13 protein-coding genes are annotated in these 14892 nt (G+C 67.5%); 11 read left to right on the top strand and 2 right to left on the bottom strand.

The features are described 5' to 3' along the window. Positions 1 to 9 precede the first annotated feature (9 nt). The 7 genes from ftsY to IP92_RS00940 all read left to right on the top strand — a co-directional run bounded on the left by ftsY (position 10) and on the right by IP92_RS00940 (position 8728). Positions 10 to 1068: a signal recognition particle-docking protein FtsY gene (ftsY, locus tag IP92_RS00970; protein WP_145872663.1), complete on the top strand. Its 1059-nt coding sequence runs from the start codon at positions 10 to 12 to the stop codon at positions 1066 to 1068. 6 nt (positions 1069 to 1074) lie between these two features. Then, positions 1075 to 1746: a cell division ATP-binding protein FtsE gene (locus IP92_RS00965; protein WP_145872662.1), complete on the top strand. Its 672-nt coding sequence runs from the start codon at positions 1075 to 1077 to the stop codon at positions 1744 to 1746. Next, complete coding sequence (gene ftsX, locus IP92_RS00960; protein ID WP_145872661.1) at positions 1743 to 2657, top strand: permease-like cell division protein FtsX; 915 nt, start codon at positions 1743 to 1745, stop codon at positions 2655 to 2657. Before IP92_RS00965 ends, ftsX begins: the two co-directional genes overlap by 4 nt. A 453-nt stretch (positions 2658 to 3110) precedes the next feature. Next, complete coding sequence (rpoH, locus tag IP92_RS00955; protein ID WP_145873256.1) at positions 3111 to 4004, top strand: RNA polymerase sigma factor RpoH; 894 nt, start codon at positions 3111 to 3113, stop codon at positions 4002 to 4004. A gap of 191 nt (positions 4005 to 4195) precedes the next feature. Continuing rightward, entirely contained in the window at positions 4196 to 4654 is a 459-nt protein-coding gene (locus IP92_RS00950; protein WP_145872660.1) for a hypothetical protein, read from the top strand. Then, complete coding sequence (gene ggt, locus IP92_RS00945; RefSeq protein ID WP_145872659.1) at positions 4651 to 6432, top strand: gamma-glutamyltransferase; 1782 nt, start codon at positions 4651 to 4653, stop codon at positions 6430 to 6432. Before IP92_RS00950 ends, ggt begins: the two co-directional genes overlap by 4 nt. Positions 6433 to 6616: 184 nt before the next feature. After that, complete coding sequence (locus tag IP92_RS00940; protein WP_158206795.1) at positions 6617 to 8728, top strand: TonB-dependent siderophore receptor; 2112 nt, start codon at positions 6617 to 6619, stop codon at positions 8726 to 8728. Between the two features lie 36 nt (positions 8729 to 8764). On the opposite strand, the gene IP92_RS00935 is transcribed toward IP92_RS00940, so the two are convergent. Both IP92_RS00935 and IP92_RS00930 read right to left on the bottom strand, forming a co-directional pair. After that, positions 8765 to 9109, bottom strand: coding sequence for an antibiotic biosynthesis monooxygenase family protein (locus IP92_RS00935; RefSeq protein WP_145872657.1), 345 nt, complete (start codon positions 9107 to 9109; stop codon positions 8765 to 8767). Beyond that, complete coding sequence (locus IP92_RS00930; RefSeq protein WP_145872656.1) at positions 9106 to 10182, bottom strand: cytochrome P450 family protein; 1077 nt, start codon at positions 10180 to 10182, stop codon at positions 9106 to 9108. Before IP92_RS00930 ends, IP92_RS00935 begins: the two co-directional genes overlap by 4 nt. Positions 10183 to 10257: 75 nt before the next feature. On the opposite strand from IP92_RS00930, the gene IP92_RS00925 reads away from it, so the two are divergent. The 4 genes from IP92_RS00925 (at position 10258) to IP92_RS00910 (ending at position 14796) form a co-directional block, all read left to right on the top strand. Continuing rightward, on the top strand, positions 10258 to 10956 hold the full coding sequence (locus IP92_RS00925) for a helix-turn-helix domain-containing protein (protein WP_145872655.1): 699 nt from the start codon (positions 10258 to 10260) through the stop codon (positions 10954 to 10956). Positions 10957 to 11017: 61 nt separating this feature from the next. Further along, positions 11018 to 11692 (top strand): signal peptidase I, encoded by a 675-nt coding sequence (gene lepB / locus IP92_RS00920; protein ID WP_145872654.1) that lies wholly within the window; start codon positions 11018 to 11020, stop codon positions 11690 to 11692. 57 nt (positions 11693 to 11749) lie between these two features. Then, a complete protein-coding gene (locus IP92_RS00915; RefSeq protein WP_145872653.1) occupies positions 11750 to 12475 on the top strand; it encodes an ABC transporter ATP-binding protein in 726 nt (241 codons plus the stop codon). Then, entirely contained in the window at positions 12472 to 14796 is a 2325-nt protein-coding gene (locus tag IP92_RS00910; protein WP_145872652.1) for a CPBP family intramembrane glutamic endopeptidase, read from the top strand. Before IP92_RS00915 ends, IP92_RS00910 begins: the two co-directional genes overlap by 4 nt. Positions 14797 to 14892: the final 96 nt, after the last annotated feature.

The raw sequence follows: 14892 nt of genomic DNA, 5'->3' as shown, positions 1-14892 counted from the left end.
CCCAAGCACATGTTCAGCTTCTTCAAGAAAAAAACCGTCACGCCGGAGGTGCCGCCCGCACCGGTGCAACAGCCGGCGCCCGCCGCCGCAGAGCCTGCGGCCGCCCCCGACCTTCCCCCGGACACCGCCCCGCTCGCGTTCGAGATGGAAACGGCGCCGCGGCCGGAATCGAAACAATCCTGGATGAGCCGGCTGAAGGCCGGCCTGTCGAAGACCTCCGCCAACCTGTCGCTGCTGTTTGTCGGTGCCCGCATCGACGACGAGCTGTACGAAGAGCTGGAGGCGGCGCTGCTGATGTCCGATGCCGGCATCGACGCGACCCACTACCTGCTCGATGCGTTGAAACGCAAGGTCAAGGACGAGAAGCTGACCGACGCCGCCGCCGTCAAGGCCGCGCTGAAGACGTTGATGATCGACCTGCTCCGGCCGCTGGAAAAACCGTTCGTGCTGGGCCGTCACCAGCCGACCGTGATGATGATTTCCGGCGTCAACGGCGCCGGCAAGACGACGACGATCGGCAAGCTCGCCAAGCACATGCAGGCGCACGGCCAGTCCGTGCTGCTCGCCGCCGGCGACACGTTCCGCGCCGCCGCGCGCGAGCAGCTGATGGTGTGGGGCCAGCGCAATAACGTCACCGTGATCTCGCAGGAGTCCGGCGACCCGGCGGCCGTGTCGTATGACGCCGTCCAGTCCGGCAAGGCGAAAGGCACCAACGTCGTGATGATCGATACGGCCGGCCGGCTGCCGACGCAGCTGCACCTGATGGAAGAGCTGAAGAAGATCAAGCGCGTGATCGGCAAGGGCATGGAAGGCGCGCCACACGAGACGTTGCTCGTCATCGACGGCAACACGGGCCAGAACGCGCTGGCGCAGGTGAAGGCGTTCGACGACGCGCTGCAGCTCTCCGGCCTCATCATCACGAAGCTGGACGGCACCGCGAAAGGCGGCGTCATCGCGGCGATCGCCCGCGTGCGCCCCGTGCCCGTGTACTTCATCGGCATCGGCGAAAAGATCGAAGACCTGCAACCCTTCGATGCCGAGGAATTCGTCGAAGCGCTGCTCGGTTGAGACACGATGATCGAATTCGCCAACGTCACCAAACAATACACTCCCGATGCCACGGCGCTGCGCGGCATCAGCCTGACGATCAATAAGGGTGAGCTCGTCTACCTGGCGGGGCCGTCCGGCGCCGGCAAGTCCACGCTGCTGAAGATGATTGCCGCGATGGAGCGGCCGACGTCCGGCAAGGTCACCGTCAACGGCACCGACATCGGCCGCCTGAAGAGCGCCGGCATCCCGTTCCTGCGCCGTAACCTCGGCCTGATCTTCCAGCAGCAGCGGCTGCTGACGGACCGTTCCGTGCTGGCCAACGTGATGATGCCGATGCTCGTTACCGGCCTGCCGCGCGCGCAGGCCGAGGAACGCGCCCGCGCCGCGCTGGACAAGGTGGGCTTGCTGGACCGCGCGAGCGCCGCGCCGCTGGCGCTGTCCGGCGGCGAGCAGCAACGCGTGTCGATCGCCCGGGCGATCGTCAACCGCCCGCAGATCATCCTGGCCGACGAGCCGACCGCCAACCTGGACCGGGCCAGCGCGAACAAGGTGTTCGATGCGCTGCGTGCATTCAACAAGGTGGGCGTGACGTGCCTGATCTCGACGCACGACGAGCAGGTGCTCGATGGCGCGAGCCGCGTGATCCACCTGAAGCAGGGCAGCCTGGACGACAGCGTGCAGGGAGCATCCGCATGAGCGCCTGGCTGCGTCAGCATGGTTATGCGCTGGGGGCGGCACTCGTGCACGTGCGCCGCGCGCCCGGGTCGTTCCTGTTCAATATCCTCGTCGTGGCGATCGCGCTGGCGCTGCCGTTCGCCGGCGTGACGGTGCTGGACAATATCCGGCCGATGTCCGAGCAGCTGGCGGTGGACCCGGAGCTGTCCGTGTTCCTGAAGCAGGACCTGCCGCGCGAACACGCGCAGGGCATGGCCGGGACGCTGCGCGCCGTCGCGAAAGACGCCAAGATCGTCTTCGTGCCGCGCGAGAAGGCGCTCGAGGACCTGCAGCAGAAGAACGGCGTGGCCGGCGTCGTCGACACGCTGGGCGAAAACCCGCTGCCGGACAGTTATGTCGTGCGCCTGAACGCGTTCCAGAGCGCGGCCCAGGGCGCCGAGGTGGACCGCGTCGCCGAACGGCTGCGCGACCTGCCCGGCGTCGAGTCCGTGCAGGTCGACTCGGCCTGGGTCAAGCGGCTGGCTGCGTTGCTGGGCGTGCTACGCGTCGGCCTGCTGCTGCTGGCCGCGACGCTGGGCACGGTTGTCGTCGCCGTCGTGTTCAACACGATCCGGTTGCAGGTGCTGACGCAACGCGAGGAAATCCTCGTGTCGCGCCTGATCGGCGCCACCGATACCTACATCCAGCGGCCGTTCTATTACACGGGCGCGCTGCTGGGGCTGTGCGCCGGCGGCGTGGCGCTCGGTGCCGTGGCACTGTCGCTGCACCCGCTGAACGCGGCGATCGCGGAATTCGCCCGGCTGTACGCGTCCGAATTCCAGCTGGCGCCGCTCGAGCCGCTGGCAATGGGGCTGCTGCTGGCGCTGTCGGCCGGCCTCGGCCTCGTCGGCGCGGCGTTGTCGGTACGGCGGCAACTGGCTCGCCTGTCCTGAAGTATGGCGCCCGGCCCTTGAAAAAGGGTCGGTCGCCCTCATCTGTACCATGCGCCCCTCCTCGGGGCGTACAGCATCGCTGGTTCCCGTCCTACACGACCCCCTCGAGGTCCGTGCGTTCTCGCACAGAGTACGCCGTGGGCCCCACGATAACCTTGTTTCCAATCCCTTTGATCCAGCTCAAATTCTGACTGAAACATGGCCGGGAAGAACTGCATCAGCGTTCTACCGATTACCATGCCTCCATAGCGTTTTTACTATCGGAGCCATTGAAATCCGTTGATTGGCACTCGTCGAGGGAGAGTGCTAATATATGTTCAAACGCAATGTTGGCGAGCTTTCCATGGGTTAAGACCGGATTAAGTTCCCCATTGCATGCTGTATGCAGTGCGCACTGTCCGTAATCCCGCGGCGTGCATGCAAGACCCTTCGAGCGAGGAAATGAAAATGAATATGATGTCCGCACCTTCCGCCCTGGTTCCTGCCGGCAGCCGTGCTTTGGGACTCGGGTTCAGCGGCAACCTGGGTAACCTGGACGCCTACATTTCCGCAGTGAACCGTCTGCCGATGCTCACCCATGAGGAAGAGGTCTCGCTGGGCCGCCGCCTGAAGGAAAACAACGACCTGAAGGCGGCCGAGAAGCTCGTGCTGTCCCACCTGCGCCTGGTGGTGTCGATCGCCCGTGGCTACCTCGGCTATGGCCTGCCCCATGCCGACCTGATCCAGGAAGGCAACATCGGCTTGATGAAGGCCGTGAAGCGCTTCGACCCGGACCAGGGCGTGCGCCTGGTGTCCTACGCGATGCACTGGATCAAGGCGGAAATGCACGAGTACATCCTGAAGAACTGGCGCCTGGTCAAGGTGGCGACGACGAAGGCGCAGCGCAAGCTGTTCTTCAACCTGCGCAGCCACAAGCAGGGCCTGGATGCGATGACGCCGGACCAGATCGACCAGCTGGCCAAGACGCTGGACGTGAAGCGCGAGGAAGTGATCGAGATGGAAACCCGCCTGTCGGGCCGCGACATCGCGCTGGAAGCGCCGACCGACGACGAAGACGACAAGTTCTCGCCGATCGCCTACCTGTCGTCCGACCAGACGGAGCCGACCAAGGTGCTGGAAGCGGAGCAGGTGACGCGCCTGCAGTCCGAAGGCCTGGAAACGGCGCTGTCGAAACTGGACCCGCGCTCGCGCCGCATCATCGAGGCGCGCTGGCTGGCCAACGACGACGGCTCCGGCGCCACGCTGCACACGCTGGCCGACGAGTTCGGCGTGTCGGCCGAGCGCATCCGCCAGATCGAATCGGCCGCGCTGAAGAAGATGAAGGGCGCGCTGGCCGCTTACGCCTGAGCGACTGCCGCGACATGAAGAACCGGGCCTCGTGCCCGGTTTTTTTATTGCTCAAAAAGTGGGGACGGACCCATTTTGAGCAACTTTCTTCTGCTAACGCTCGTTTGCTCGGCAGCCACAGCTCAGCGGTGCGCCACCCATCGTAACACTTTGCTAATCTTCGTCCTCAGCCTTTGCCGCATGGAGGACGTATGCAAGCCAGGCTCTTTGGCATTTTTACCTTTGCGCTCACGTTCGGCATCATGGCGGCGTGCAGCATCGATGGCACCAGCGCCGGCGAAAGCAAGCCGCGCAAGACCAGCGCCAGCTATACGCTGCGCCAGGGCGAGAGCGTGTCGCTCGCGCCCGGCACCACACTGAAACTGGAACGCATCAACGACAGCCGCTGCAAGAAAGGCGCCGTGTGCGTCTGGGCCGGCTACATCAGCTACACGTTCACGCTGACCGGCCCGCAGGGCACGCACAACTTCGTGCTCGCCGAGAACATGCCGAACGCAGCGCCCACCCTCACGCAGGATGGCCTGACGTTCGCACTGGAAAGCCTGGATCCGCCGGAGCCGCCCGCGCTGCATGCTGAACCGCCGGATTATCGGGTAAGCTTGCGGGTATCTATTGCTCAGCCCGGCTCAGTCCAGCCCTCCAGCACATGACCCGTTCCCTGGCCCGTCCCCTCGTCCGCTCCGCCCCAACCTATTGCGCGATCACCATCCTCGCGCTGGCCTGTGCCACCGGCCAAGCCAAGACGCCCGTCGCCACCGGTACCGGCGGTGCCGTCGCCACGATCAGCGAGCAGGCGTCGCAATCGGCGATCGCGATCCTGAACCGGGGCGGCAACGCGATCGACGCGGCCGTCGCCGCGGCAGCGACGCTGGGCGTCACCGATCCGTTCAGCTGCGGCATCGGCGGGGGCGGCTTCATGGTGGTCTACCTGGCCAAGGACAAGCGCGTGATCACGATCGACCACCGCGAGATGGCGCCGGCCGCGTTCAAGCCCACCGTGTTCACGGCGGACGGCAAGGAAATGGACTTCGACACCGTCGTTGCCAGCGGCATGTCGGTCGGCGTGCCCGGCACCGTGCGCGGCTGGCACGAGGCGCTGCAGCGCTACGGCACGATGACGTTCAAGGACGTGCTGGCGCCGGCGATCGCCGTGGCCGACAAGGGCTTCACCGTCAACGAGAACTTCTCGCACTTGGTGGCGGAAAACACCGACAAGTTCCGCCGCTTCCCCGCCACCGCCGCGCTGTACCTGAAGAACGGCGCCGCGCTGCCCGCGGGTACGCTGCTGCGCAACCCCGACCTGGCCAAGACGTACCGCACGCTGGCCAAGGGCGGCGTGAAGGCGTTCTACGAAGGCCCGCTGGCGCGCGCGATCGTCGACGCGGTGAACCGCCCCGCCACCGCGGCCGGCGTCACGGTACGCGGCGGTGCGATGACCCTGGCCGACCTGGCCAATTACGAGGCGCGCATCCGCCAGCCCGTCAGCACCACGTACCGCGGCTATGAGCTGTACGGCATGCCGCCGCCCAGCAGCGGCGGCGTGGCCGTGTTCGAGGCGCTGAACATCCTGGAAGGCTGGGACTTGCGCACGTTGAAGCGCGAGCAGGCCGAGCACCTTTACCTGGAGGCGAGCCGCCTCGCGTTCGCGGACCGTAACGCCTACGTGGCCGACCCGGAATACTTGGAACCGCCCGTCGCCGGCCTGCTCAGCAAGGCCTACGCGGCCGAGCGGCGCAAGCTGATCGACATCGGCCACGCCGCCGCCGGCCCGGTTGCCGCGGGCGATCCGTACGCCTTCCAGCAGGACGCCAGCGTGCCGCTGCGCCCCGCCCCCGCCAGCAGCCGGCTGCTGCGCGAAGGCGCCCACACCACGCACCTGACGGTCTCCGACAAGGATGGCAACATCGTCTCGTACACGTTCACGATCGAATCGTGGGGCGGTAGCGGCATCGTCGTGCCCGGCCACGGCTTCCTGCTCAATAACGAGATGACGGACTTCGATTTCGCCGGCCCGCACCCGAACGTGCCGGAAGCGGGCAAGCGCCCGCGCAGCAGCATGGCGCCGACGATCGCACTGAAGAACGGCAAGCCGGCGTTCACGATCGGCAGCCCGGGCGGCGCGACGATCATCACGACGGTGCTGCAGACGATTGTCAACCACGTCGACCTGGGCATGCCGATGGATGAAGCGATCGCCGCGCCCCGCCTGTCCGAACGCAACGGCGCCGCGACGGACGTCGAACCGGGCTTCCCCGGCAGCGCGCAAGCGCAGACGCTGCAGCGCTACGGCCAGCGCTGGTCGGCCAAGCCGGAAGAAATCGGCGCCGCCAACGCGCTCGTCTTCAATGCGGACGGCACCGTCACCGCCGTCAGTGAACGCCAGCGACACGGCATCGGCAGCGCCCTCGTGCAGAAGACGGCGCACTGACGCCTCGCTCCCATGCATTGCCTGAAAACCGGGGTCAGACCTTGGTTTTCAGGCAATTTTCATTTCAGCCACCCGTTTTTACCTGGTTTTACAGCTTGTAGGTGGATAGCTCAGCTTGGCAGGGCTTGACATTCCAGTTACAATGCGAATCATTCTCATTTGCGTTCATAACAAAAGGAAGATCATGCTGCCGCCGAACACGTCCCTCCGTCTGACACCTTTCGCCCTCGCCGCGACCCTGCTGTGCGGCGTTGCGCATGCCGGGCCGGACGCGCCGGAGGAAGCGGCAGCGGAAACCAAGATGCAGACCGTGGTCGTCGAGGGCGCGGCGGAGAATGGCTACACGGCTCCCGCCAGCAATTCGTCCACGCGGCTGAATCTGTCGTTGCGTGAAACGCCGCAAGCTGTCTCCGTCGTCACGCGCGCGTTCATGGATGATTTTCGGCTCGACTCCGTCAATGACATGCTGACCAATACGGCCGGCGTCACCGTCGAGCGCATCGAAACGGACCGCACCTACTACACGGCGCGCGGCTTCGACATCACCAACTTCCAGTACGACGGTATCGGCATCCCGTTCGTGTACGGTAACGTGTACGGCAACCTCGACACGTCGCTGTACGAGCGTATCGACATCGTGCGCGGTGCCAATGGCCTGATGTCCGGCGTGGGCAACCCGTCCGCTACGGTCAACTTCATCCGCAAGCGCCCGACGCAGGCGCTGCAGGCATCGGCCGCGCTGACGTACGGCACGTGGAGCAAGAAGCGCTTCGACGGCGACGTGTCCGGCTCGCTGAACGAAGCCGGCACGATCCGCGGCCGTCTCGTCGCGGCCTACGAGGACAGCGATTCCTACCTGGACCGCTACTCGAACGACCGCAAGGTGATCTATGGCGTGATCGAAGCGGACCTGACGCCGGACACGCTGCTGACCGTCGGCCACACCGCGCAGATCGGCAACGTCAACGGCGCCCTGTGGGGCGCGCTGCCGCTGTACTACACGGACCTCACGCCGACCAACTACGACGTGGGCACCAGCACCGCCACCGACTGGGCGCACACGCGCAACGAGTACCAGCAGACGTTCGTCGAGCTGAAGCAGCGCCTCGGCGCGGGCTGGACGGCCCAGGCGACGCTGTCGCGCAATACCTTCAAGACGCGCGGCAAGATGTTCTATGTGTACGGCACGCCGGACCGCACGACGGGCCTGGGCCTGTATGCCTATCCGTCGCGCTATGACGCCGACAACAAGCAGACCCTGTTCGATGCGTCCGTGAACGGAAAGTTCAACCTGGCGGGCCGCGAGCACGAGCTGTCGTTCGGCGCGAACTGGTCGAAGAGCACGCTCGACGACATTTCCTATTACGGCCAGGGCATCGGCACTCCGCTGCCCGCGCTGGAGACCTGGGGCGGCGCCTTCCCCGAACCCGCGTTCGACGCGAGCGTGGACGGCAGCGCGTACACCGACAAGCGCAAGTCGATCTTTGGCGTGGCGCGCTTCAACGTGGCGGACCAGCTCAAGCTGATCACCGGCTTCACGACGACGAAGGCCGACAGCGACGGCCTGTCGTACGGCGTGGCGAAATCCCGCTCGGCGACGAAGACGACGCCGTATCTGGGCCTCACCTACGACATCCTGCCGAACGTGACGGCCTATGGCAGCTACTCGGAGATCTTCTCGCCGCAGAGCGAGACGGACATCGCGGGTAACACGCTGGCGCCGATGGAAGGCAAGAACGCGGAACTGGGCATCAAGAGCGACTGGTTCAACCGTCGCCTGAACACGTCCGCCGCGCTGTTCCGGACCAAGCAGACCAATATCGCCGAGCAGGCCGGCATTGCCGGCACGAAGGCCTACTACCGCGGCATCGACGCCGAATCGAAAGGCGTCGAACTCGAGGCGAGCGGCGAATTGGCGAAAGGCCTGCAGACCAGCGCCAACTTCACCGTGCTGTCGATCGAAGATCCGGCGGGCGCCGCTGCCCGTACCTACCTGCCGCGCCGCACGCTGCGCCTGTCCGCGACCTATCGCCTGCCGACGCTGCCGCTGACCGTCGGCGTCGGTGCCAAGTGGCAGGACGACATCCACCGCAACGAAGCCGACGGCGCCGCGATCCGCCAGTCCGCCTACACCGTACTGGGCCTGATGGCCCGCTACGACATCAACCGCCAGCTGTCCCTCGCGGTCAACGTCAACAACGTCACGGACAAGAAGTACCTGACGAGCCTGTACTGGAGCCAGAGCTACTACGCGGCGCCGCGCAATGCGAGCGTGACGCTGAACTGGAAGTACTGACGCCCGGCGCACATCCACGTCACTCCTCCAAGTCACTCAGCCGTTCCGCGCGCGCAGGTCCTCCGGGGCCTGCGCGCGTTCGTGCATCCCGTAGTCGCGCATCACACTGGCCACGCGCAGCCGGTAATCGGCAAACAGGCTCTCGCGGCCGGCGCGCTGCGCGCCCTGGTGCGCCTCCAGATTACGCCACTGTACGAGCGCCGCCTCATCGCGAAACACGGACAGCGACAGCAGCTTGTCGGGGTTCGTCAGGCTCTGGAAGCGCTCGATGGAGATGAAGCCGTCGATCCCTTCGACCAGCGGGCGCAATGCCGCGGCATGGTCCAGGTAACGCTGCTTGCGATCCGGGTGCGGAACTACTTCGAAGATCACTGCGATCATACGGCCTCCATGAAGACGGGAATGCGGGCGTTGACGGATGGCCGGTAATGCCATCCCAACGCAGGTAAGCCGGCCGGCAGCGCCAGCAGCGCGCGGGTGACGATGGTCGTGGCCAGCGCCTGGCCAGGGCAGGCGTGGCGGCCATGCCCGAAGCCGTCCGCGGTGGCCAGCACGAGCAGGATCCCCTCCCCTGCCGTCACGCGCACACCGCCCACGTCGACGTCGCATGCGGCATAGCGCCGCGTGTTGTGGATCGCCGGGTCGGCGCGGCTCACGCGCTCCACCAGCGTGCTACGGTCGGCCGCCGAGTCGCGCAGCAGCGCCGTGACGCAGTTGCCGAGCAGGCCCGCCGTCGCCTCGTACGTCTGGCTCAGCAAGCCCGCCAGGTTGGCCAGCAGCGTGTGCTCGTCGGGCATTGGGGCGGCCAGCACGCCCGCCAGCAAATGGCGCTTGCCGGGATTCGTACATTCGGCCCGCACCAGCTCGCGCAGCGCCGCCAGCAGCGCATCGGCCGCACCGTGCGACGCCGCGATGGCGGCGGCACTCGACAGCGGCGACAGGCATGCAACGAATTCGCGGGTCCAGCCTTCCACTTGCGCCAGGCGCTCGTCCGGCCAGCCCAGCAAGGCTGCGACGGTGCGTACCGGCGCGGCGAACAGATAGGCGTTCAGCGTCTGCGCATCGGCAACGCCTGCCGCCAGCGGCGCGGCAACACGGTCCGCACATGCGCGCACCGCTTGCTCATCGAGCGTCGCCAGCGCGTGCAGCAGCGCGGCCTTCGGCGATGCATGCCGCGGGCCCTCGTTCATCCGCGCCAGCGCGCCGAACAACGCGCCGGCCGGCCCGGCGATCGCGGCGGGCACGGGTTCGTGCACGGGCCGCACGCGGCAATCCGGATGTGCCAGCACCTCGCGCATCAGCGTGGGCGCCGCGGCCACCCACAGCTTCAATCGCTCGTCGTAGACCAGCTTCGGCTCCGCCGCGATGTGCGCATACCACGGATAGGGATCGGGATGCGTGACGGCCGCGATCGGGTCGGCGGGCCAGGCGCCCGGTTCGGTGTTGCGTTCCATGCTGCTCCTTTACGTGTTCGGTTCGTGTGCAGTATGCTGAAGGACTCCCATCGACACTTCGCCCAGGACCGAATCATGGATGCACCCGTCCACGCCGATACGCGGCTTGCCCGCATCGCCGCCGCGATCGCGGAACCTGCCCGCGCACGCATGCTGTGCAGCCTGCTCGACGGCCACGCCCGTACCAGCACGGAGCTGGCCGTCGTGGCCGAGGTCAGCCCGTCCACCGCCAGCGCCCACCTGGCGAAGCTGAAGGACGAAGGCTTGCTGGAGCAGCTTGCGCAAGGCAAGCACCGCTACTACAGCCTCGCCGGGCAGGAGGTGGCGGCCGCTCTGGAGGCGTTGCTCGTCGTCGCCGGCGTGCCGCGCGTGCCGTTCACGCCGACGACGCCCACGCGGCTGCGCAATGCCCGCACGTGCTACGACCACATGGCCGGCACCGTGGCCGTCGCGCTGCACGATCGCCTGCTCACCCAGGGCTGGCTGGTCGCGGCAGACGACGGCTACGCGCTGACACCGGCCGGCACCGCGGGCTGCGCCGCCCTGGGCCTGGACGTTGCCGCGTTGCGCCAACGCCGGCGTCGCTTCGCCTGCCCGTGCCTGGACTGGAGCGAACGGCGCGCGCACCTGGGCGGCGCGCTCGGCGCGGCGCTGCTGCGCCTCGCACTGGACAAGGGCTGGGTCGAACAGGACCTGGATAGCCGCGCACTTGCCGTGCCGCCTGCGGGCCGCCGGCGCCTCGAAGCGGTCTTCGGCATCCAGCTCGCGGAATAAGCCACGATTAAGCCTGCGGCCCGATGATGGCCTTTCCACCAACTTCGTATCGGGAGTTTCGATGAAAGACGTCATCCGCGCCAACAAGGGCTTTCTTGCGTTCCTGCTGCTGTTTGGGATCTTCCGCACCGCGGTGGCGGACTGGAATCCGATCCCGTCCGCGTCGATGCGTCCGAACCTGCTCGAAGGCGACGTGGTGTTCGTCAACCGCCTCGCCTACGACGTGAAGATCCCGCTGACCGACATCTCGCTGGCGCGCACCGGCGAACCGCACCGCGGCGACATCGTCACGTTCTCGTCGCCGAAGGACGGCACCCGGCTGATCAAGCGCATCGCCGCGCTGCCCGGCGACACCGTCGAGATGCGCGGCGAGCGGCTGCTGATCAACGGCCGCCAGGCCGACTACACGGTGCTGGACAACGCGATCGAGCACGTGGCGCCGCTGGGCGACCTGGCCGCGCTGCGGCTGCGCGAAGACGCCGGCGACGCGAGCTACCGCATCCAGGTGCTGCCGCAGGTGCGCGCGATGCGCGACTTCGGCCCCATCACGGTGCCGAAGGACAGCTACCTGATGCTGGGCGATAACCGCGACAACAGCGGCGACTCGCGCTTCTTCGGCACGGTGCCGCGCGCGCTGCTGATCGGCCGCGCCGAACGGATCCTCGTCTCGGCCGACATCAAGGGCAGCTGGGCGCCGCGCACGGACCGCATCGGCATGAGCTTGCGGCACGACTGAACGTCACGGTTACCCCTGGTGTAACATCGTCGCTCCTCTTCCACGCGCGGGAGCGACATGATCGAGTTCGACGGCCTGGCCAAGCGCTATGGCGACTATGAAGCGGTGCGCCCGCTGCACCTGACGGTGCGGCGCGGCGAGGTCTTCGGCTTTCTCGGCCCGAACGGTGCCGGCAAGACGACGACGATCCGCATGATGATGGGCATCCTCGTGCCCAGTGCCGGCCGCGTGCTCGTCGACGGCCTCGATTGCCACCGCGACGGTGCCGAAGTGAAGCGGCACGTCGGCTACCTGCCGGACAACCCGATCTTCTACGACTACCTGCGCGGCCGCGAGATCCTGCAGTTCGTCGGCGAGATGCACGGCCTGCCGCGGCGCGACGCGGCCGCGCGCGCCGAAATCCTGCTCGATGAATTCGGCCTCGGCGAAGTCTCCGAGGAATTCGCCGTCAACTACTCGATGGGGATGAAGAAGAAGCTGGGCCTTGCGTGCGCGCTCGTGCACGACCCGGCCGTGCTGATCCTCGACGAACCGATCAACGGCCTCGACCCGCGCGCCGCGCGCGACGTGCAGGATCTGCTCGTGGGCCGCGCCGCCGCCGGCAAGACGATCTTTGTCTCCACCCACCTGCTCGACATGGCGCAGCGCATGTGCGCCCGCGTCGGCATCATCCACCGCGGCACGCTGGTCGCCACCGGCGCGCTGGACGAGTTGCGCGACGAAAGCAGCACGTCGCTCGAGGAAGTGTTCCTGAAGATTACCGACGAGACGGCGCAGCCATGAACGCCCTGCCTCCCGTCGGCGGCGCGCAAGCCGCGTGGCTGCTGGTGCGCCTGCGGCTGCGCCGGCTGGTGAACCTGGCCACCGTGTCGCGCCGCCCCGCGAAGGCCGGCAAGCGCGCCGCCACCGCCGGCAAGCGGCGCGGCCGCTGGATCGTGTCGCTCGTCGTCGCCGTGCTGATGACGCTGGCGTTCACCCACATGTCGCACCAGATCCTCGTGAACCTGCAGTGCGAGCTGACGCCTGCCACCGCCTGCGGTGCACAGGTGGGCATCGACGACCGCGAGCGCGTGGTCGGCGCGGAGTTGCTGGAAGCGCCGTTCTCGCCCGAGCTGACGGCGGGCGTGACGATGGAACTGACGTTGCTGTGGCTCGTCGCGCTGCTGGTGCCGCTGGCCAGCCGCGAGCTGGCGCAGCCGGACTGGGACCTCGAATGGCTCGTCACGCTGCCGGTCGGACGCAGTGCCCTACTTTGGGCACGCGTGCTGGAACGCACGGTGACCAATCCCACCGGCTTGCTGGTGCTGTGGCCCGCCACCGTCGCCACTGCCTGGCACACGGGGATGCGCTGGAGCGCGCCGCTCGCCGCGGTGGCCGCCACACTGGCGCTGTTGGCGCAGGCGGCTGTGCTGCGCACGCTGGTCGATACGGGCCTGCGGCTGGCGATGCCGCCTTCGCGGCTGCGCAACCTGCAGGCTGCGATCTCGATCGTCTCGATGCCGCTGATGTACCTGGTGATCTCGCTGGCGACAGGCAACGGCGCGCTGACGCTGGGCTGGGCGCGCGCCTGGCCCGCGTGGACGCAGTGGACCCCGCCCGGCGTCGTGCTGCTCTGGCTCGACGCCCGCACACTGCCGGCCGCGCTGGCGCTGTTCGGCGCGATGGCGCTGGTGACGGCGCTGGTGCTGTGGGCCGGCATCGCGCTGCTGGCACGGCAGCTGGCCGGCGGCGTGGTGGCGGCCAGCTCGCGCGAGACAGCGCGCACGGCGGGCCGCGCGGACACGCTGGATCGCCTGCCCGGCACGCCGCTGCAGCGGCGCGAACTGCGCCTGCTGGGGCGCGACCGTTCGTTTCTTGTGCAAAGCCTCGTCGTGCCCGTGGTGATCATCGGCAGCCAGGTGTTCTTCTCCGGCCGCATGCAAGCCTTCGCGGAGCTTGGGCAGGACCAGGCGCTGCTGGCCTCGATCGCGTTTGGCCTGGGCAGCTACGTGCTGCTGCTGTCCGCCTTCCAGACCATCAACACGGAAGGCCAGTCGCTGTGGATGCTCTACACGTTCCCCGGCACGCTGGAACGGATGCTGGCCGAGAAGGCGCGGCTGTGGGGGCTGCTGGCGCTCGTGTATCCGGCCGCCGTGTTCGCGCTGGGCCTCGCATTCGCGCCCGCGCTGGACGGGCACATGATCATGCACCTGGCGGCGCGCATCGGCCTCGTTGCAATCGGCATTCCCGTGTTCGCGCTGATCGCCGTGGCGCTCGGCGTGTGGGCATCCGATCCGCTGGCCACGGAACCTGGTGCGCGCATCCGGCCCACCTACGTCTACCTGTACTCGCTTCTGGCATCCGCATACGGTTATGCGTTGTACACCGACGAGTGGGCGCACCGCCTGTCCGTGGTCGTGCTGGTGATCGGACTTGCGCTGGCGTTGTGGCAGAAGGCGCGCGACCACTTGCCGTATCTGCTCGACCCCGGTGCCGCGGCACCGCCGCGCGTGTCGGCTGTCGACGGCATGGCCGCCGCGCTGCTGTTCTTCGTCGTGCAGGCCATCGCATTCGCGCTGCTGCATGACGGCGATGGGCCGCCGGCGCTGTCCGAGCTGGCGATCGCGCTGGCCATTGCCGGCGCCGTCGTGTACGGCGTCGCGCGGCTCGTCTACTGGCGCATGCGCACCGCCGGCGTGCCAGTGCTGCGGCACGGGTCCATCGGCGGCGCGGTGGCGACGGGGATCGTCTGCGCACTACCCGCGATCGCGGCGGGGCTGCTGTGGATGGTGGCCGTGCGCCGCTACGGCATCGAGCTGCCGCGACCTGACCGCGACTTCGCGCTGCCGCTGCTGTTCGCGATTGCCTGCGTGGCCGCGCCGCTGTTCGAGGAATTCATTTTCCGCGGCCTGCTGTTCGGCGGCTTGCGCCGCTCGCTGCCGCCCGCCGCCGCAATGGCGGCCAGCGCGGCGCTGTTCGCCGTCGTGCACCCGCCGCTGTCGATGGTGCCCGTGTTCGCGCTCGGGCTGTGCGCCGCGTATGCGTACCAGCGCAACCAGGGTTTGCTGGCGGCCGTGGTGACGCATGCCGTGTACAACGCGGCGATCATTGCCGCGCAGTCGTGACGATTCATGCCGGGCAGGTGCGCGCCGGCCAAAGTCGAGTTAGAATGAGAATTATTCTCATTAAAAAGCAATGACGTCCGCCCTTCTTGTACACAT

The organism is Pseudoduganella flava (assembly GCF_007830495.1).
GTDB lineage: Bacteria > Pseudomonadota > Gammaproteobacteria > Burkholderiales > Burkholderiaceae_D > Rugamonas > Rugamonas flava.
This window is presented reverse-complemented; position numbering and strand designations above follow the sequence as displayed.